At 64.0% G+C, this 19216-nt stretch carries 19 protein-coding genes; 7 read left to right on the top strand and 12 right to left on the bottom strand.

The genetic code is table 11. From position 1 onward, the window contains the following. Window positions 1–173 precede the first annotated feature (173 nt). Window positions 174–629 carry a hypothetical protein gene (locus VFV96_00175; protein HEU5068813.1) on the bottom strand — a complete coding sequence of 152 codons (456 nt, stop codon included), beginning with the start codon at window positions 627–629 and terminating at the stop codon, window positions 174–176. Window positions 630–963: 334 nt separating this feature from the next. Continuing rightward, entirely contained in the window at window positions 964–2013 is a 1050-nt protein-coding gene (locus VFV96_00170; protein HEU5068812.1) for a hypothetical protein, read from the bottom strand. Window positions 2014–2297: 284 nt separating this feature from the next. Between VFV96_00170 and VFV96_00165 the strand changes: the two genes are divergently transcribed. Further along, complete coding sequence (locus VFV96_00165) at window positions 2298–3227, top strand: tetratricopeptide repeat protein (GenBank protein HEU5068811.1); 930 nt, start codon at window positions 2298–2300, stop codon at window positions 3225–3227. A 37-nt stretch (window positions 3228–3264) separates the two neighbouring features. On the opposite strand, the gene VFV96_00160 is transcribed toward VFV96_00165, so the two are convergent. From VFV96_00160 to VFV96_00150, 3 genes are all read right to left on the bottom strand, one after another. Then, window positions 3265–4173 (bottom strand): hypothetical protein, encoded by a 909-nt coding sequence (locus tag VFV96_00160; protein HEU5068810.1) that lies wholly within the window; start codon window positions 4171–4173, stop codon window positions 3265–3267. A gap of 81 nt (window positions 4174–4254) precedes the next feature. Continuing rightward, window positions 4255–5490: a hypothetical protein gene (locus VFV96_00155; protein HEU5068809.1), complete on the bottom strand. Its 1236-nt coding sequence runs from the start codon at window positions 5488–5490 to the stop codon at window positions 4255–4257. Window positions 5491–5549: 59 nt separating this feature from the next. Further along, window positions 5550–6323, bottom strand: coding sequence for a PEP-CTERM sorting domain-containing protein (locus VFV96_00150; GenBank protein HEU5068808.1), 774 nt, complete (start codon window positions 6321–6323; stop codon window positions 5550–5552). A 434-nt stretch (window positions 6324–6757) separates the two neighbouring features. On the opposite strand from VFV96_00150, the gene VFV96_00145 reads away from it, so the two are divergent. The 6 genes from VFV96_00145 to VFV96_00120 all read left to right on the top strand — a co-directional run bounded on the left by VFV96_00145 (window position 6758) and on the right by VFV96_00120 (window position 12131). Next, the gene (locus VFV96_00145) at window positions 6758–7975 is read left to right on the top strand and encodes a hypothetical protein (GenBank protein HEU5068807.1); all 1218 of its coding nucleotides are present in this window, start codon (window positions 6758–6760) and stop codon (window positions 7973–7975) included. 115 nt (window positions 7976–8090) lie between these two features. Continuing rightward, on the top strand, window positions 8091–9716 hold the full coding sequence (locus tag VFV96_00140; GenBank protein ID HEU5068806.1) for a putative porin: 1626 nt from the start codon (window positions 8091–8093) through the stop codon (window positions 9714–9716). A 35-nt stretch (window positions 9717–9751) separates the two neighbouring features. Beyond that, the gene (locus VFV96_00135) at window positions 9752–10624 is read left to right on the top strand and encodes a MotA/TolQ/ExbB proton channel family protein (protein ID HEU5068805.1); all 873 of its coding nucleotides are present in this window, start codon (window positions 9752–9754) and stop codon (window positions 10622–10624) included. Next, a complete protein-coding gene (locus VFV96_00130) occupies window positions 10621–11031 on the top strand; it encodes a biopolymer transporter ExbD (GenBank protein ID HEU5068804.1) in 411 nt (136 codons plus the stop codon). The genes VFV96_00135 and VFV96_00130 overlap by 4 nt, the downstream gene beginning before the upstream one ends. Window position 11032: 1 nt before the next feature. Beyond that, window positions 11033–11716 carry a cell envelope integrity protein TolA gene (locus tag VFV96_00125; protein ID HEU5068803.1) on the top strand — a complete coding sequence of 228 codons (684 nt, stop codon included), beginning with the start codon at window positions 11033–11035 and terminating at the stop codon, window positions 11714–11716. A gap of 4 nt (window positions 11717–11720) precedes the next feature. Continuing rightward, window positions 11721–12131: a biopolymer transporter ExbD gene (locus tag VFV96_00120; protein ID HEU5068802.1), complete on the top strand. Its 411-nt coding sequence runs from the start codon at window positions 11721–11723 to the stop codon at window positions 12129–12131. 12 nt (window positions 12132–12143) lie between these two features. Here VFV96_00120 and VFV96_00115 read toward each other — a convergent pair whose 3' ends face one another. The 7 genes from VFV96_00115 to phoU all read right to left on the bottom strand — a co-directional run bounded on the left by VFV96_00115 (window position 12144) and on the right by phoU (window position 19213). After that, complete coding sequence (locus VFV96_00115; GenBank protein ID HEU5068801.1) at window positions 12144–13028, bottom strand: helix-turn-helix domain-containing protein; 885 nt, start codon at window positions 13026–13028, stop codon at window positions 12144–12146. A 140-nt stretch (window positions 13029–13168) separates the two neighbouring features. After that, a complete protein-coding gene (rnr, locus tag VFV96_00110) occupies window positions 13169–15418 on the bottom strand; it encodes a ribonuclease R (protein HEU5068800.1) in 2250 nt (749 codons plus the stop codon). Window positions 15419–15513: 95 nt separating this feature from the next. Beyond that, window positions 15514–16602 carry an ACR3 family arsenite efflux transporter gene (arsB, locus tag VFV96_00105; protein HEU5068799.1) on the bottom strand — a complete coding sequence of 363 codons (1089 nt, stop codon included), beginning with the start codon at window positions 16600–16602 and terminating at the stop codon, window positions 15514–15516. Between the two features lie 39 nt (window positions 16603–16641). Further along, the gene (gene arsM / locus VFV96_00100; protein HEU5068798.1) at window positions 16642–17538 is read right to left on the bottom strand and encodes an arsenite methyltransferase; all 897 of its coding nucleotides are present in this window, start codon (window positions 17536–17538) and stop codon (window positions 16642–16644) included. A 48-nt stretch (window positions 17539–17586) separates the two neighbouring features. Further along, the gene (locus VFV96_00095) at window positions 17587–18021 is read right to left on the bottom strand and encodes an arsenate reductase ArsC (protein HEU5068797.1); all 435 of its coding nucleotides are present in this window, start codon (window positions 18019–18021) and stop codon (window positions 17587–17589) included. Next, complete coding sequence (locus VFV96_00090; protein HEU5068796.1) at window positions 18009–18374, bottom strand: metalloregulator ArsR/SmtB family transcription factor; 366 nt, start codon at window positions 18372–18374, stop codon at window positions 18009–18011. Before VFV96_00090 ends, VFV96_00095 begins: the two co-directional genes overlap by 13 nt. 167 nt (window positions 18375–18541) lie before the next feature. Further along, window positions 18542–19213 carry a phosphate signaling complex protein PhoU gene (phoU, locus tag VFV96_00085; GenBank protein ID HEU5068795.1) on the bottom strand — a complete coding sequence of 224 codons (672 nt, stop codon included), beginning with the start codon at window positions 19211–19213 and terminating at the stop codon, window positions 18542–18544. Window positions 19214–19216: the final 3 nt, after the last annotated feature.

The following is a 19216-nucleotide window of genomic DNA, read 5'->3' as shown; positions in this document are numbered from 1 at the left end:
GGTTGCCAACCACGCCCGTTCGCTCAGGGCGATGAGATGAGGTGGAGGAACTCGTGCCGATGCTGATGGCGCTCGCGCTGGCGTTTTCGTTCAACTGAAACTTTATCCCGTAGGGAATGTTGTTGGACGGATGGCCGGAGCTGATCTTGCCCGAGCCCAGCTTGTGGCTGCTGTCATATTGAAAAAAAGTTCCCCACGGTGGCCGGCCGGTAAAACAGTTCGAACGACGGCGGATTGTTGCCCGTGTGCAGGTCTGTCCAATAACCCGTGCCGTCCAGCGCCGGGCCGGGCGTGCCCGGATCGTTCAGCAGCCCCATGCCGATGACGCGACCGGACAGCGGATACAAGCCGCCGCCCACGCTGAGCGTGAAGTTGATTTTGGCGCTGGCGCTGGCCGCAGAAAGGTCCACCGGCGCAAAGGACCGCGTGATGAAGATGCGTTCCGTGTTGGCCGGCACCGTGAACGTCACGCTGCCGCCGTAAGTCGCATCGCCGCCGGTCGCCACGTTGGCGGTGACGAGCGCGCCGCTGGTGCTGTAAACATTCCATTGCAACTGCGCCCACAGGGGAGCAGTCGGGGCCAACGACAGCAGCGTGGCCACGGCGCGGGGATGGTGTCGTGCTTTCATGCGTTTGGTATTGGGTCTGGGTGATTTCATCCAACTGAACAAAGCGAAGCGGCCGGACCGGCGAAAGGCTGCACCCCACACCGGCCTTGAAAGACGCGCTGGACCGAGGCATGGACTCCTCGGGGGAAAGCCGCGAGCGGGTGGAACATGTGGCGCATTGTAGCGGTGCCCCTCGCCAATATCTGCACAGCAACCGCAAAAAAGTGCACTCCAAGAACGCCGGGCCGCGAGTAATTCGGCCCCGGCACGGCACACTCACAAAGCAAAACGGCCGGCCCATCTCGGGCCGGCCGTTCAAGCGTGAAAGTCTGGAGCAACGTTCCGGTCAACGCCGCTACTGTGCGCTGACGCGGTAAAAGCGTCCCGCCTCCGTGGTGGTGTCCGACAACGACTTCACCGTGCCGTCGCCCGTCACGGTGGTGGCCGCCACCGGCCAGGTGCTCACCGGCGCCGTCAAGCCCGCGGCATTGGTGTAACGCAACGAGTAGGTGTAGCTGCCACTGGCGGTCGTGAACGAGACGGTCGAGGTGTTGCCAGCCCTTATGATCTGCGTGATCTGCGGCGCCGGCGGCAGCGGCACCGTGCCGGATGCGCGGGTGAACGTCAGCGTGCCATCCGGGTTGAACGTGAAATAGCCCGCGTAGTATGCCGCACCGCTGGTCGTGCCGCTGTAGGGATCCGCGTAACCGTTGGGCACCGACTGATACAAGTCGGAGCGCACGGCCGCGGTGAAACTCGCCGGCGTCGTGTTCTCAATCGAAGCCGGCATGTTCGCCAGCAGGCCGCTCGTCGCGTCGAGGTTGTAGCTGAGCGTATGTGGATCGCCATCGGCCGGTTCCCGCACAAGGGTCAGATTGTTGTTGTTGTTCGTGGTGCCCAGCGTCGTCGAAATGTAGTTCGCACCGGTGCCGATGGAGTCCACGGAAACCATGACAGCGCTTTGGGAGGAATAGGAACGACGCGCGGGGGCCGCCGTCTGCACCGCCACATTGCCGCGGGGCAGCGTGAACCAGAGCGTGCTGCCGTGGAAGCCCGACCAGGTGCCGAACTCGGGATTGTAAAACGTCCCCATCACCGACCAGTTCAAATTATTCAGGTCGCTGAAGGCGGCGGCCAGCTGGCCCGGGGTGAACGTGCCGATGGTGGTGGTCGTTCCGGCCGGAACGGCCAGCAAATCGGTGATGTTGCCCGCATTCACCACGAGTTCATACGTGCCCACGCCCGGCTTCCGAAAACCGGCCAGCAAGGCGCCCCGGCCGGACGTGCTTCTGGCATAATCGAAATACTGCGCCTGGCTCAACACGGGCGTGAGCAGCCCGGCCGCCAGAATCATCGCCCACACGCGGGCCTTGGAAACACGCGAAGTCATCTTGAAGAGTGTCATGATTGTCATTTGCAGGATCAACCTACTGAAGAACGCCCCCGGCCAACCACCAGTCGACGGACATCGACTGCCTGCTTCCGGACGCGCCGGCCGGGGACGCCGGCTGCCGGCAGAACGGCCAGCGACACATGGTTGCCCGGATTCTTATTTCCGTTGGCTCCCACTGCCGCCGCCACCACACGCGATTGTAACATCGAAGCGGTTTTCGCCATCGCGTCGTCACCCAAGCGCAACCGGACCGTCACTTGTATTTCGCAAATCCCATTTTCTAAACTGGCGGTTGCATGAACCGAAAAACTCCGTGGATCTGTGGCGCAAGCGTGATCGGCACGTTGTTGCTCGCCCTGACGCTGGCAGCCTGCCGCCATATAGCCGCGCCCGCCGCCAATCAGGAAGCGGCCCGCCGCGAATACGAACTCGGGAAACGCTTCGCCCAGGGCGACGGCGTGCCGCAGGATTTTTCGCGGGCCGCCGAACATTATCGGCGCGCCGCCCGGCTGGGCTTCGCACCGGCCCAAACGGAACTGGGCGCCTATTACGCCCGTGGCCTGGGCGTGGAGAAAAACCTGGCCGAAGCCGTGCATTGGTTTCGCCAGGCCGCGGCCCAGCAGGATTCCCTGGCCGAATACAGTCTCGGTTACGCCTGCGCCCACGGCGCCGGGGTTGCGCCTGATCTCAATGCCGCCGTGCGCTGGTGGCAGCGTGCTGCCGAACACGGTCAACCCGAAGCGGCCAACGCCCTGGGCCAGTTGTATCTGAACGGCGGCATTCGCGGGGACACCAATCACACGGACTATGCCAGCGCAGCCCGCTGGCTTGGCCAGGCCGCCAGACAAGACTACGTCCCCGCCATGAACAATCTTGGATTCCTCCATCAATTTGGTTTTGGGGTGACCCGCGACTTTGAGCAGGCGCTGCACTGGTATCGCCGCGCTGCCGAGCACGGCGAGGCCCGCGCTCAAGCCAACTTGGGCGTGATGTATCAGGACGGAAACGGCGTGCCTTGCGATCTCGTCGAAGCCTACAAGTGGTTTGCCTTAAGCGCGCGGCAAGGCGACATGGTGGGGCGGCATTTCTGCGACGAATACGATCGCCTGCGACGGCTGACACCAACCCAACTGGCTGAGGCTCGCCGGCGGGTGGAAGCGTTCCTGACAAGCCGGCCGACCGGCACCGAATCGGCCCCGGCATCGCCCCCGCACGCGGCTGATTAAATTGAAGGCACGCCCCGCCGTGGCCCCGCGCTCGGTCCTACTCCGCCAGCCGGTCCGGATTAATGCTCAACGGTCCGGTGCCTGCGGACAGAATCTGCTGCTGGAAGTTCCGAAAATACTGCTGCAAACGGGAATTCAGGTAGAACTGCGCGCCAAGATTCGCGCGCAGCGCATCATCCGCCAGTTGCTGGGCCGTCTGCCAGCGCGCCCGATACGCCGGATCCTGCGGATTCTGATTCAGACCACCGATGTCCGCCACGAACTGCTGTTGCACCCGTGCGATCACCGCCTGTTCGGCTGCGCTCAGTTGCGGCGCCGCCGCAACGGCGTCCTGATACACCACCGGATAATGCGGCGCAGGCAAACGTGCGGGGGTGTTCGCCGCGGATTGCTCGCGCATCGTGGTCGGCGGCATCCCGGCCGCTGCGGTCGGAGCCGGCGCGACCACAGGGCGGCTTGCGGCTTGATCAAAATCGTTCGCAGCGACTGCGGTTTCCGCCGTCGCCGTTGGGATCGCCTCTTGCCGGTGTGCCATGGCCAGCGTGTCGTCAACGTGCGTTGCAGTCCCCACGAGCGCAGTGACAAGCTGGGTTTCCCGCGCGCGCGACCACGGGCCATCACCGGAACCATCGAGCCCCCGGCAGCGCCGCTGAAGCGCAAAGGCGCGGGCCACGTCGCCGCTCACGATGTCGCGCAGCGTCGCTTCCGGACAGCCGGCCGCCCGCAAGTTCGCCACGTAAGCCGGATAATCGCGCGCATCGCCGAGTTGATCCCAGTGAAACGCGGCGGCCGCCGGCGCGACCTTGGCGGCGGCGACATGCCGCGGCGGAATGGAAGGAGACTCCTCGTAGGAATTACGCGCCGGGGGGAGCGAACTCAGCGTCAGCCCCAAGCCGGCCAACGCCAGCAGATTCAGGCCGAGCGACCATTTCAATGCGCGGTTCATGCGTTCATCACCGGATGGGAAAGTTCAAAGCCAGCGCGGAGCAACGTCCGCGCTGGCTGATGATGATTTTGCGAGGCCCGATCAGTTGCGGGTCGGGAAGGCCACGTCGCTGGCCTTGTCGCAGTGCATGTATTTCACCGCGATGGCACCGGAGTGCGCGGCCGGATTGCTGCCCGCGCCGGCGGTTTCCAGGTTGGCGATGATGCCGTCGTGCAGCTTGCCGCCCACCGTGTCGAGGAAACCGCTGATGTTCTGCTTGCCGAACACGTGCTCATGGCCCCAGAACGAATACCGGCCTTCCGCAATGGCGCCGTCGGACTCGGCCGTGCCATCGAGCGTCAGCCAGTTGTTGGCCAGCGTTCCGCCCGCGTCGCCGATGCCGAGGTAGCCAATGGCCAGCCAGCCGGGCTTGCCGGGGAAGAACGGATCCGTCTGCCCGCAACTGCCGTCCACTTTCAACGCGCCTGCCACGCCGCCGCCGCTTTCGTAGCCGTTGTTGCCTTCATAGGCGAGGGTGAGCGTGCCGTCCGTCGGCGTGGAAACCCCGCCGCCGATGGAAAACTGCTGCACGCTCCGCGTGGTGCCGTAGAGCGTGTCGGCCAGCGTGTTGGCGCGCGTGCCGGAGCCCTTGTTGCGGCCCACGAGATAGACGTTGTTGTTGGTGTGCGCCACATTCCCGGTGAAGAACGCCGCCGGTTGATAGCCGGCGCTGATCAGCGAGTTGAGCTGCGGAATGCTGACGTTCGTCAGCGCGCTCCACTCCGCCGAGGGGCTGGAGTTGAGGTTCTTGACCCAGACAAATGTGACGATGCCGACTGTGCCGTAGTCCTTCAAATCGGTCGAGGTGTTGGCCACCTTGGGTGTCAGCGAAACGGCCTGCGACGTGTCCGCCATGGCCAGATCGGCACCGTGGCTGGACGCTTCCAGTTCACCCGACGTCGGAGCGCCGGTGTCGTTGCCCGTCACCGAGCCATCGGCTTTCAACCACGTGGCCGGCGAGCCCGGCAGCGGATTGCCGTCGTTGTCGATCGTCACGTTTGCGACGGAGGCGATGCCGGCTTCGGAACCGCTCCACACGCAGTTGATGTAGGTGGGCGTGCCGTTGATGTCGCCGTGGAACAGCATGTAGCTGGCCGAACTGCCCGAGCCTTTGCGGCTGACATACGTGGGCGCCACGTCAAACACATTCGTGCCGGCCAGCACGTTGTAAACGGTGGAACGGAACGCCGTTGATCCGGTGAGGTAAACAACGTTGTCGGCACTGGCCTGGGAGATGAGGCCCAAGGCGATGAGGGCGGCCGTGGTTGCTGATTTCATGTTCATGTTCTGGTTGCTGTTTCTTTTTGGTTGCTGTTACTGGTTTTCGTGAATCGGGTTCACACGTAATCGCCGCGGCGCCGGTTGTGATTGTGGTTGCGGAGCGTGAAGAGGCAGACCACCGCGCCGAGGCCGAAAAGCGCCATGCCGCTCGGCTCCGGAACCGGCGCCGCCGTGGGGGTAAACGTCAGGCTGGCCTCTGAGCCGCCGAGATCGAGCGAGAAGTAACCCAGATAGGTGTAGGCGCCGGAAGGAGTGGCCCCCCACAAGTCCTGATAAACGACGCCCGAAGCGTCCATCGTTGAGCTGGGATTGATCCCCGAATCGCCATAAAACGAGCCCGGTCCCAGGGTCAACACGTGGCTGGCCCACGTTTTACCCGCATCCACCGTCCCGTTGCCCGCCGTCGGAAAGGCCACCTGGGTGAGGTCGGACACCGCGCTGGAGATGACCGATTGACTGTGACTGGCGCTGCTCAGATCGGAGCCGGCCACGGCCGGGTTGCCCGGGCCCGTGATGCGCAGCGTGGTGGCGAAGATGCTGTAACTGGAGGGAAACGCGCTCTCGCCACCCACCGCGCCCACGCTGACGCCGTTGGGACCGCTGACGAACGTGGAGTTGAACTGGCTGAGTGAAACGGAACTGCTCAGATCCACCACGGTCGAACCGCCCACGCCAATGGCGCTGACCTGCCCGAGATCGATGAGATAATCGCCCGCCGCGCCCGATTGGCTGAAGCCGAGATAAATGTCATTGGCCGTGAACGCCTGCGCACCGGCTGCGATCAGGCTGACTCCAGCCGCCCATACCGCTGGTTTGGTAAGTAATTTCATGGTTGTTGATTTCTGTTGCTTGTGTGTCGCGTGATCTCCCCAAAGCAATGAGTTGACCCGCGCTCACTCTAGGGTTCTGTCCGGAAAATCACTTCATGCCTGCGGACACGCGGGTTCTGTTTTAGGAACTGCGCGGCGGGCGACGAATCGCTTGGCGATGAACCATTTGCGGGACCATCGCGGCCGCCGTCGCCGTTCCACCGGACATCGTCGCTGAAAGGTCACGCAAATCGGTTGTGCGACGCCACCCGGTTTGGTGCCGCAAAAAAATGCGCGGCTGCCCAGAAAGAACCACGCGCGCGGTGAGCTTGCGCCGGACCGCGCATTTGTAAGAGCAACGCGAAGCAATGCGCCGGTTGTTTCACGATTGTAACGCAGACAATCGGCCTACCGTGGCAGACTCGCGCGCGACGAAACAACATCGTTCAATCCTCGTGAACCACTTCTCATCACCCCGCCAACCCGCTGCGCGTTGCGGTTCACCCGCCTGGCTGTGCCACGCAGCGCTCGTCGTCCTGCTGAACGCCGCCGCGTCAGGCTCGGCGGCCAATGTTGTCGCGTGGGGCGCCGGCACCGTTGTGAATCCCAACAATTACAACCAGGCCGGGCAGTCCCTCGTGCCCACCGGCTTGACCAACGCGACGCAGCTCGCGGGCGGCTGGCGTCACAGCCTGGCGGTGCGCAATGACGGCACGCTGCTGGGTTGGGGCGAAGACACCCTGGGCCAAACGGATTTCCCGTCCACCAGCAACTATCTCGCGGTCGCATGCGGCGACCTGTTCAGCCTGGCGTTGCGGACCAATGGCACGGTGGCCGCCACGGGCGATGACAATTTCTACGGCGAGCTGGATGTCCCGGCCGGGTTGAGCAACGCCGTGGCCGTGGCGGGCGGCGCATATCACGGGCTCGCCCTCAAGGCGGACGGCACCGTGACCGCGTGGGGCGGCGAAGGCGCCTACAATTACGGCCAGGCAGCCGTGCCGGCCGGTCTTTCCAACGTGGTCGCCGTGGCGGGTGGCGGCTGGCACAGCCTGGTGCTGAAAGCCGACGGAACGCTCCGCGCCTGGGGCCGCGGCGACAGCGGGCAGACCAATCTCCCGCCGGGCTTGAGCAACGTGGTCGCCATCGCGGCAGGCGTCGCCCATAATCTGGCGTTGAAATCAGATGGCACCGTCGCGGCCTGGGGACTGGACACCTACGGCGAAGCCGACGTGCCACCGGGCTTGAGCAACGTGGTGCAAATCGCCGCCGGCGGCTGGCACAGTCTCGCCTTGCGACGCGACGGAACGGTGGCGGCGTGGGGCGCGGGCAGCGGTGCGAACACGAATGTTGATTTCGGCCAGAGCACCGTGCCGCCCGGCTTGAGCAACGTCGTGCGCATTGCCGCCGGGCGATTGCACAGTCTGGCGCTGCAAGGCTCAGCACCCCCGGTCACCCAAGTGCCGGTGACCGTTGACGGCTTCACGGCCGCGGGATTCAACGTCTCGCTGCCGACCCAAAACGGTCGCGTGTATCAACTCGAATATCAGGACTCACTGACGGACGTGACCTGGCACGCGCTGCCGCTCCACGCCGGCTCCGGTGGTCTCCTGACATTGACGGATCCGGCCCCGCCCGGAAGCCAGCGGTTCTATCGGGTGCAACGTTGGTGACGCCGCGGCGCGTTTGCCATGCCGTCGCGAAAAATTTTCCGCCGCCCGGGGTTCGTTACGAGATCGTAACGCTTGCGCCACCAAACCGTCGCTTCGCCTTCCTTAGCATCAGGCGATGCGAATTAATGTCGCCGCGACACGGAGCTCCAACCCGCTCCGCAGCCAGACCAGGTTTCTATCCGTCCGTTGGACGGTAGTTCTGACCACCGCCCTGCTCGCCGCCGGGCGCTTGGCGGGCCGGGGCGAAGACACTTCCGACCCGATCATCAATTTGTTTTTGCAAAAGGGTTTCATCACGGAAGGCGAAGCGGCCAAGGCACGCTCCGAGATTGAAGCGCTGCGCACGAACCGGACCGAGATGCCGCATATTCCCCCGTCGCGTTGGAAAATTAGCGACACCGTCCAGAAGCTCGAATTGTTCGGCGACGTGCGGTTGCGCTACGAAGACCGCTCGGTCGAGGCGCCGGGCGGCAGCGTGGATTTGCAGCGCTTCCGCTATGCCGTGCGCGTGGGCTTGCACGGCGATTTTTTTGACGACTTTTATTACGGCGTCCGGCTGGACACCTCCGCCAACCCGCGCTCGTCCTGGGTGAGCTTAGGCACGTCATCCAGTGGTTCGCCCTACCAGGGGCCCTTCGGCAAGTCATCGGCCGGCATCGCAATCGGCCAGGCGTATGTCGGCTGGCATCCCGCCCGTTGGGATTGGATGGATCTCACCGTCGGCAAGATGCCGAACCCTCTCTTCACGACGCCGCTCGTGTGGGATTCCGACCTCAACGTCGAGGGCGCGGCGGAACGTTTCCATTACGTGGTGGGCGAAGCGGATTTCTTCGCCACATTCGGCCAGTTCATCTACCAGGACGTGAATCCGGCTTCGGCCGACGGCGGGCTTGGTTTCAACGGACTGGCCGGACAAAACACCGAAAACGTCTTCCAACTCGCGTGGCAGGCCGGTTTCAAATACCACCTCACCACCAACACCACGGCCAAAGTTGCCGCCACGATTTATCACTACCTCGGCCGGCAGCGCAGTTCCACCACGGGCCCCGGAGCATTGTCGCCGTATTTTGGCGATCCGTATGTTGGCGAGGGTGCGTATCTCGGGCCCGGTTCGGGAACCGTCAACGGCTCCAGCGGCTACGGCACATCCAGTTCGCTGCCCGGTTACGGCAGCACGGGCTTTCCGCTCAATCAAGTGGGTCTGAACGACCTGCTCGTGGTCGAGGTGCCGTTTGAACTGAATTTCAAGCTGCGCCAGCTGGACGCACGCGTGTTTGGCGACGTGGCCTACAATCTCCAAGGCTCCGACCGCGCCAAGGCCGCCGCCGCCGGCTACGCGAACTGGCTCGCCAATCAACCCACCACCCCCAACGTGCAGCCGTTCGCGCCGCAAACGGACGAAAACATGGCCTACCAGATCGGGTTTGCGCTCGGCAGCGACACGGGCTGGGCCGCGCGGCATCCGTGGGAGTTCAAGACCTTCTGGCAGCACACCGAACAGTATTCGCTCGACCCGAACCTCATCGATTCGGACACGTTCGAGGGCCGCGAGAACCTGGAAGGCATCAACGTGCAGGTCTCCTACGGGCTGAGCCGCCATTTCATCGGCTCGTTCCGCTACGCCCACGCCCAACGCATCAACAAGCGTCTCGGCACCGGCGGCAGCAACCAGGACCTGCCGCAGATCAACCCCATCGACAACTTCAATCTCTTTCAAGTTGACCTGACACTGAAGTTTTAACCCCGGTCCCGCCGGACCGGAATGTTGCACCGCTTATGAACCCTGAATTCTTCCACCCCTTGTTCGCCTCGAACGCGGCGGTCTATGCCATCAAGAACGCCACGACCGAAGGCCTGATCACCGTTGGTGTGCTGTTCGCCCTGTCGCTGTTCAGCTGGACGGTCATCCTGACCAAATACCGGCAAATTCACATTGCCCGGAAAGCGACCAAAAAATTCATGGCCGCTTACAATGCGACGCATGACCCGCTGGACGTGCAACGCAAGGGCGAAGCGTTTGAAGGCGCGCCCGCCTACCAGCTTTACATCCGCGGCGCGGATGAGCTGGGCTATCACTTGAAGAACAACCCCGTCGAAACGCGGCCCGCCGTGCACTCCGCCCACGCCAGCCAGCACGGCGCCACGGAGCATCTGGCCCGGGCCAACCGGGTCAAAATCAACCAGGGCTCGTTCGAAGCCGTAAAGGTCGTCATGGAGGAAGCCGCCGGGGAACAGGCGATGGCCCTGGAAAAAGGCATGATCGTGCTGTCCACCGCCGTGGCGGGCGGGCCATTCATCGGCCTGCTCGGCACGGTGTGGGGCGTCATGTCCACCTTTGCCGGCATCGCGGAGAGCCATTCGGCCAGCTTGACGGCCATGGCACCCGGCGTTGCCGCGGCACTGGTGGCCACGGTCACGGGCCTGCTCGTCGCGATTCCTGCCATGTTCGCCTACAACTTCATGGTCACCACCATCCGGCACATCACGCAGGAACTTGACGGCTTCGCCAGCCGTTACGCGAACCAGGTCGAGCACGTCTATGTGGACCACCGCCCGCTCGCCGAGGAATTGCGCAGCGCCAACGAGGCGTTCGCCCGCCAGCTCATTCACACGCTGGAAAAACGTGAAGCCGCGCTCGTGGGAGCATGAAAAAGTGCTCCCATTCGGCGCATCATTCGGTGACGGAGTTGAACATCACTCCGTTGCTCGACCTCGCCTTCGTGCTGCTGGTCATCTTCATCATCACGACGGCGCCGCCCGTGAATGATCTGGATTTGAAGCTGCCCAGCGCCGCCAAACGGTTGAAGGACCCGCCGCACAAGGCGAACTACATCACGGTCCGGGCGGATGGCGCGCTGTTTCTCAACAAGCAGCGCGTGGCCGATGCCCGGGAAATGTTGAACACGCTGGTGGCCCTGCGGATGGATGATCCGGACCTGAACGTCATCGTGCGCGGCGACAGTCACACCAAGTATCGCCAGATCCGCGCCGTGCTCGACGTTTGCCAGCAGGCGAACGTGCCCAAGGTTGACCTCGCCACCGACCCGATCAAGTAACATGGTTCCGCAAACCCGGAAACGCACCGCCCGCAATTCGTCCAAGGTCAACCTGCTCATCTCGTTGACCTTTCACGGGCTCATCGTGGCCTTGGGCCTTTACCTCGCGGCGCGCGGCGGCCTGCTGGGCAAACAGATGAAGAAAATCGCGGTGGAAATGGTGAAGGAAAAACCGCCCGAGAAACCCAAGGAGCCCGACAAGCCCAAGACGGAGCCGCCGAAAGTCGAAACGCCCAAACCAACCCCGAAGGTGGAAGCCCCCAAACTGGTGGAGGCGCCGAAGGTCACGGCGCCGCCCGCCCCCGTGGCGCCGCCGGCCGTCGCACCGCCCGCTGCGGACCTGCCGGCGTTTGAGTTCGCCGGGGGCAAAACCGTGGAGACGAGTTCCAATCCTGTTGAAATCTATCGCGGCCTGCTGCAATACGCCTTCACCAGCCGCTGGGACAAGCCTGAAAACATCGACGACGCCCGCTTCGTGGCCGAGGTGCGCGTTTCCATCGGGCCCGACGGCCGGATCAGCCATCCCGAGTGGCTCAAGGGCTCGGGCAACCCGCGCTGGGATGCGTCCGTGCGCGAGGCTGTCGCCGCAATAACCAAAATGGAGCGCCCGCCGCCGACGAATTTCCCGCCCCACTTCGTCGTGCGCTTCGACGTGCAGGAACTCGCCACAGCCCCGATCGACTGACCGCGTGAAAAAAACCTCCCAGTCTCATCACGGCACGCTCAACGAGCTGAACATCACGCCGCTGCTCGACCTGGTGTTCGTGCTGCTGGTCATTTTCATCATCACCACGCCGCAGATGATGAACAACCTGGAGATGACCCTGCCCTCCGGCAAACCGCCGCCGCCCACCCGGCAGCCGAAACCAAAAATCAACCGCATCAGCGTGGACGCCGCGGGCCAGACGTTTCTGAACGACCAGCCCGTGACGATTCCGGCATTGAAGAGTGATCTGCAGCAACTCAAGGCCGGCGATCCGGATGTGCGGGTCGTGGTGAAAGGTTCGGATGACGTGGATTATCAGAGCATGATCAGCGTGCTGGACGTGTTGCAGCAGCTCGATATCACCAAAGTGGGCCTCGCCACCGAGGGTGAATAGTGCCCGGCTGCGTTACGGTTCCTGCTCCTCCGGCGACGACAGCTTGCCCAGCCGGCCCGCCGAATCAGGAACCGCTGCCGTCAGCGACGCGGCCCGCCGTAACCGGCATTCCGAAGGCGTGTGGCCAAACATGCGCTTGAAGGAGGCGTTGAATTGTCCCACATGCCGGTAACCAACGCTGCGCGCCACGTCGGCGATGCGAATGCCGGTTTGCTCGACCAGCTCGCGCGCCTTGTGCAGCCGCACTTCTTCCCGCGCCAGACGCAGGTTGAATTGGAACGCCGTTCGCAAGAGCCGGCGCAGATGGCGCACGCTGCAGCCGCACATCGCCGCGATGTCCTCGGGCGAGCGCGCCAACAGATCGGCATCCGGCGCGTTCAGCATCAGCTCCCGCAAACGCCGCTCCGCCGTGGAAATGCCCGGCCGGGATTCGTCGGCCCGCCTGATGTCATCCGCCAGCGCCAGCAGTGCGACGTGCAGCAGTTCGCCCCGCCCCAAGGCCCGCTGGGGCAGCGTTTCGGAAACGCCCAGTTGGGCGAGTCGGTGGGCGGCCGCGTGCGTGGCGGGGAGCACTTCGACCCCAAACGCATCGGGCGCTTCCAGCCGGCGCAACGCGTCGCGCTCCGCCAGACTGAAAACGCCCAGCAACGCCCCCAAATTGGCGCTGAACCGCCGCACGCGGGCGCCGTTGATCTGGCTGGCACGCACGCTGCCCGCCGTGCCCGGCGCTGCGACCAACAATTCGTGCCTGACAACCTCCCGCGCCCGCGGACGCCCCAGCCAATACAACACGCCCTCCTCAACCAAAATGAATCGCCATCCCCCCGCGACAAACTCGCGTTCTTCGCCCGGGGCAAGCACCTCCTCGGCAAGCATCAATGGCCACTCCTGACTCACAATGGCGAGGGTGCAACGCCTGCGTTACAACGCGCAGGCGCGTCAGCAAAAACGAGGTGACGGTTTCGTTACGGCGCGCAGCGGGCCGGCCACCCACCGCCGGCAGGACGAGGACGCAACCAATGGTTTGGCTGCTGCGCCTACCGCAATCGGCGCGGCCGCCCTGACGACGTCCGCTTCCCGGCGGGCCGGGGCGTAAAGGCCGGCCTCGACGCCACCGGTTTGGCGCCCGGCCGGTGCGGCGCGCGGCGGAGTGTTTGGCTGGCGCGGATGGGTGTCCGCGCCGTCGGCGCCAGCCGGAAGTCCACCTGCTTCTTGAAGCGGTCCACCTTCGCCACCTGCACGGTCACCTTGTCGCCAAGCCGGATCACCCGGCGCGTGCGGCGGCCGACAAGCTGATTCCGGCGCTGGTCGAATACAAAAAAATCATCCTCGACTGTGGACAGGGGCACCACGCCGCTCATCGCCAGGCCGGGCACATCGACAAAGAAACCAAAGTTGCGCACGTCCGTCACCAGCGCGGGATATTGCTCCGGCCGGCCCGACTTCAATTGTGCATTCAGGAACGCAAAGAGCTTCACATCCTTGCTGTCGCGTTCGGCGTCGGCCGAGTTGCGTTCGGTGACCGAGATGTGCTCGGCGGTCTGCTTGAGCGCAGCCGGCGCGGCGGCCTTCTGATCGAACAACGCGCGATGCACCACGAGGTCCGCGTAGCGGCGGATCGGCGAGGTGAAGTGCGTGTATTTCTTCTTCGCCAGCCCGTAGTGGCCGAGCGGCTCGACGGCGTAACGCGCCCGCATGAGCGACTTGAGGAAGCCGATCTTGAGCGCCTGGCCGATGGGCAGCGTGCCGAGCCGTTGCAACAGCCTCTGCACCTCGGCGGGCTGGCGGAGGTTGCCGCACGGCACGTTGTGGCTCAACACCTCCTCGCGATACTCCTGCAGCCGCCGTTCGTCGGGCGCTTCGTGAATGCGATACACGGCGGGCCGGCCCAACTGCATCAACCGCGCCGCCACCGCTTCATTCGCGAGCAACATGCACTCCTCGATCAGCTGATGCGACACGTCGTTCACCGTCTTCTCGATGCGCCGGATGCGGCCGCGTTCGTCGAGCCGGATTTTCGTTTCCGGAAAGTCCAGATCCAGCGAGCCGTTCCGGAAGCGCAGCTTTCGGATGCGCTGCGCCAGTTCATGCGTCTGATGCAGCATCTGCTCGATGGGATCAGACGCGGGCTTGCGTTGCAGAATGGCCAGCGCCTCCTGATAGGTGAACCGCCGTTGCGAATGAATCACGGCGGCATGGAACTTCGTGTTCAGCACGCGCCCGTCGGATGCGATCAGAAACTCGACACACTTGGTCAGGCGATCCACGTTCGGCTTGAGCGAGCAGAGTTCGTTGCTCAACGCCTCCGGCAGCATCGGGATGACGCGGTCCACGAGGTAGGTTGAGTTGCCTCGTTTGCGGGCCTCCGTGTCAAGCGCCGTGCCCGGCTTTACGTAATGCGACACGTCGGCAATGTGCACCCACAGCCGCCAGTGACCGTTCTCCGCGCGCTCCAGACAGATGGCGTCGTCGAAGTCCTTCGCGTCATCGGGATCAATCGTGATGACGCGGTGCCGGCGGCAATCCACGCGGCCATGCAGATCGCGCGGCAGCACGGCGTTGCCGATGGCGTGCGCCTCGTGCAGGACGGCCTTGGGGAAATGCAGCGGCAATTCGTATTGGCGCAGCACCGAAAGCATGTCCACCCCCTCGGCATCCGGCGCGCCGAGAACCTCGATGATCTCACCCTCGGGATTCGTGTGGCGCGATTCCCAGTCCTTCAGCTCGACCACGACCTTGTCGCCCACGCGCGCGGGGCGGCCCTGGTCGCGCGGCTCGGGCACATAAACGTCGTGCGGAATGCGCGGGTCATCGGGAATGACGTAGAGAAACTGCCGCCCGCGTTGCAGGGTGCCGACGATCTGCGTGCGGCGGCGTTCGAGAATGCGCACCACCGCGCCCGTGGCCTGCTCCGCGGCATCCGCACGCAGGCCCTTGGCGCGAACATCCCGCCGCACCAGCACACGGTCTTCATGCAGGGCCGTTCCCGTGGCACTTTCCGGAATGGCAATCTCCTTCAGACCCGGATCGTCCGGATCGAGAAAACCCTTGCCCTGGCGGTTCATGCGAATCCGTCCGGGAATCAGATCCGCCTCGCGCGGCTGGATGTAGCGGTTGCCCTTGATGCGGGCGACGTGGCCGGCTTGCTCCAGGCCACGCAGCCCGCGCTGCAACTCCTGCTGGCGACTGGGCGGCAGGCGCAGTGCCCGCAAAAGTTCCGGGACGTTCAGCGGGACGTAATTCCGCTCCGCGATGAGGCGGAGCACCCTTGATTCAATGTCATTCATGTTGGGCCGCACTGTGCGATGGTTCTCCCGACATTGAAAGCGGGGAGTGAAATGCCGTTCGCAACACTGCCGGGCGACGCCGGGTTTCCACGCGGCTACGCTTGCTCCTGCCGCTGATACCAACCACGGGATTGGTTGCAAATCTTGCAGACGGAGAGCATCACGGGCACTTCGACGAGCACGCCGACCACCGTGGCCAGCGCGGCGCCGGAGCCGGGGCCGAACAACGTGATGGCCACCGCCACCGCCAGTTCGAAGAAGTTGCTCGCGCCGATGAGCGCGCCGGGCGAGGCGACGTTGTGCGGCACCTTGAGCCAGCGCATCAGCAGGTAGGCGAGCGACGAATTGAAATAGACCTGCAACGTGATCGGCACGGCCAGCAGCAACACGGCGAACCAGCGCGAGGTCAGATTCTCCGCCTGGAACGCAAAGATCAGCACCAGCGTCAGCAGCAGCGCGCCAATCGTCACCGGGTGAAACTTTGGCAGGAACTTCTGCTCGAACCACTCCCTGCCATGCGACTTCAGCAGCGCCGTCCGCGTCAGCCAGCCCGCCGCCAGAGGAATCACGATGAACACCACGACGGACGTGATGAGCACGTTCGACGGCACGACGACGTTCGCCACGCCGCAGAGAAACATTACGATGGGCGCGAAGGCGAAGAGCATGATGAGGTCGTTCACGGCGACCTGCACGAGCGTGTAGGCCGGGTCGCCGTCGGTGAGATAGCTCCAGACGAACACCATCGCCGTGCAGGGTGCCGCGGCGAGGATGATAAGGCCGGCGGTGTATTCGCGCGCCGCCTCGGGCGTGATCCACGTGGCAAAGACGTGTTGCATGAACAGCCAGCCGAGCAATGCCATGCTGAACGGCTTCACCAGCCAGTTCACAAACAGCGTCACGCCAAGTCCCTTGGGCCGCCGCGCCACGCCGCCAATCGCACCGAAGTCCACCTTGAGCATCATTGGGTAAATCATCAACCAGATGAGCACCGCGATGGCGACGTTGACCTGCGAGCCTTCGCCGAACTCCAGCTTGCTCAGGCTCGTCGTGAGTCCTGGCGCGAGTTTGCCCAGCGCCACGCCCACTACCATGCAGGCGAACACCCAGCCGGTGAGGTAACGCTCGAAGAAGGCGAGACGCTTGGACGGCGCAGAGTGCGGGGTGTCGTTTTCGCCCTTCATCTTGGTCCTGATTGAAATCTTGATCCTGTCACGCCCGTGCTACGTGTTCCGTGTTCCGTCGCAGCACTCGGTGCCGCAGCAATCCTGACCGCCGGGTTTGCACGCGGTGATTTCCACGCTTGCGACGTAGTCCTCCGGCTTCGCGCCCGCCGGCAGCGCCGCCGTGATCTTCTGATAAAGCGGATCTTCAAAATGCTCCATCGCCACCACGTATTCGGATTTCACGCGCACGGCGACGTTCTCCAGTCCGGCCTCACGTGCGAATCGCTCCGTGTCCGTGACCAGCACCGCCCCGGCCACGCAACCGACGAGCGCCTCGACGAGCTTCAGCACCTCCGACGGCAACGGCTTGAGCAGCGCCATGTCCGACACCGCCACGCGTCCGCCCGGCTTGAGCACGCGCGCCATTTCGCGCCAGACCTGCGGCTTGTCGGGCGAAAGATTAATCACGCAGTTCGAGATAATGGCGTCCACCGCATTGTCCGCCACGGGCAGATGCTCGATTTCGCCGAGCCGGAACTCGACGTTGTCCAAACCCGTCGTCGCGCGGTATTGCGCCGCATTCGTGCGTGCCTTGGACAACATCGCAGGCGTCATGTCCACGCCGATGGCGCGACCGGTTGCGCCAACCTTGCGCCCGGCGATGAACACGTCGAAGCCACCGCCGCTGCCGAGGTCGAGGACGGTTTCGCCCGGCTTCAGCGCCGCGAGCGCGGCGGGATTGCCGCACGAGAGGCCCATGTTCGCGCCCTCGGGCAACGCCTGCAGCTCAGCCACTGTGTAACCGAGTTTGCTGGCCAGTTTGTTCGCGTCCTGCGGTGCCGAACCGCAGCATGAAACGCCTGATCCGCAACCACCGTTCGCGGTTTCCTCCGCAATCTTCGCGTAGCCCTCGCGCACCAGCTTTCTAATTTCTTCAGATTGAGTTTCGATCATAACTTTGCTCTTCGATTGTTGTTCATCCATCGCCGGGCGCCCGTCTCGCTACCGGTTTTGCAACACCCCGGGCAACGTCTCCACAAACCGCCGGATTTCGTCCCGCACCCTTCGATACACCGCCAGCTTCTCCTCGCCATCCGGGAGATGCTTCGTGAGCTTGGGGGGATCCTCGAAGCCGACGTGCACCACCTTCGACTTCGCGGGGAACACGGGGCAATTCTCATCCGCGTGGCCGCACACGGTGACGATATAATCAAACTCCACCGGCCCGAGATCCGACGGCGCCTTGGAAAACTGCTTCGAGATGTCCACGCCCGCCTCGGCCATGACCTTGAGCGCGTGCGGATTCATGCCGTGCTTCTCGATGCCGGCGGAATACGCCTCGATCACGTCACCCTTCAGATGCCGCGCCCAGCCTTCGGCCATCTGACTGCGGCAGGAGTTGCCGGTGCAGAGAAAGAGAACCTTCAGTTTTGGCATAATCGTTTGCAAAGTTCGCTCGGATCCTCTTTCAAAATTTGCCTCAACCGCCCGGCATCGGTGAGCGCGGCGGATGACCGTCCGAGGGATTTGTTGACCCAGTCCATCGCCTCGCGCACCGCCACCGGCGCGCCTTTGCCGGTGAGCTGGAAGTAAATCCAGCGCCCCTGCTTGCGCGATTCCACAAGGCCGGCGTGCTTGAGCAGGAACAAATGTTTGGAGACGGTGGACGGCGCAAGCCCCAGCAGTTCGGTGAGCTGGCAGGCGCACAACTCGCCGCCGCGCAGCGCCAGCAGCAGGCGAAGACGGTTTTCGTCCGCCAGCGCACGGGTCAGGTTCAGGAATTCTTTCATTTCTACATTTCGCCAAACATCGAAATGTATTTAAGCATGGAGGGAGGGCACGTCAAGGGCCGCGGTTGAAGCAATTGGGATTCCCCCCCGCCGGGGCCAGTTTCCGTCAAGCGGCTGGCCGCACGGAGGCGCGGGTCGCAACGGCAAGGCCGGGTGTTCTGCGGGCGCTAGGCGGCCGTCGGCGCCGACTTGCCACTGTGCCGGATGTCGAGCGCCTCGCAGAGATATACGACGTCTTCCGCCACGTTCTTGGCGTGGTCGGCAATGCGTTCGAGGCTCTTGGAGACAACAGTCAGCCAGAGCGCACGCCGGATGTTCTCCGGATTCTCGGCCATGAGGGCGATCAAGTCGTTCTGGAACTGCTTGTTGAGGGCATCGACCTCCTTGTCGCGCGGGATCAAGGCGCGCGCGGCCTCGGCATCGCGGCGGACAAAGGCGTCGAGGGCGCCCTTCAACATGTCGAGGACGAGCCGGGCGAGGCGCGGAATGTCCACGTTCACCTTGAGCGGCGGTTCCTGGGCGAGGTCGCGGGCACGGTTGGCAATCTTCGAGGCCTCGTCGCCGATGCGCTCCAGGTTCTGGGACATTTTCATCACCATGAGCACGAGCCGGAGTTCGGTGGCCAGCGGCGCCTTGGCCAGGAGGTGCACGGCCATGTCGTCGAGTTCCACCTCGAAACGGTCCAGCGTCTCGTCGTCGGCGCGGACCTTGCGGGCGAGCGCCTCGTCGCGGTTGACCACGGCCTCGACAGCCTGCGTGACGGCCATTTCCGCGTGGCTGGCCATGATGAGCAGCCGGTCCTTGAGGTCGGACAGTTCCTTCTCGTGATGCGTTTGCATGGA

The organism is Verrucomicrobiia bacterium (genome assembly GCA_035765895.1).
Classification (GTDB): domain Bacteria; phylum Verrucomicrobiota; class Verrucomicrobiia; order Limisphaerales; family DSYF01; genus DSYF01.
The sequence above is the reverse complement of the archived record's forward strand: the minus strand, read 5'-3'. Positions and strand labels throughout refer to the sequence as shown.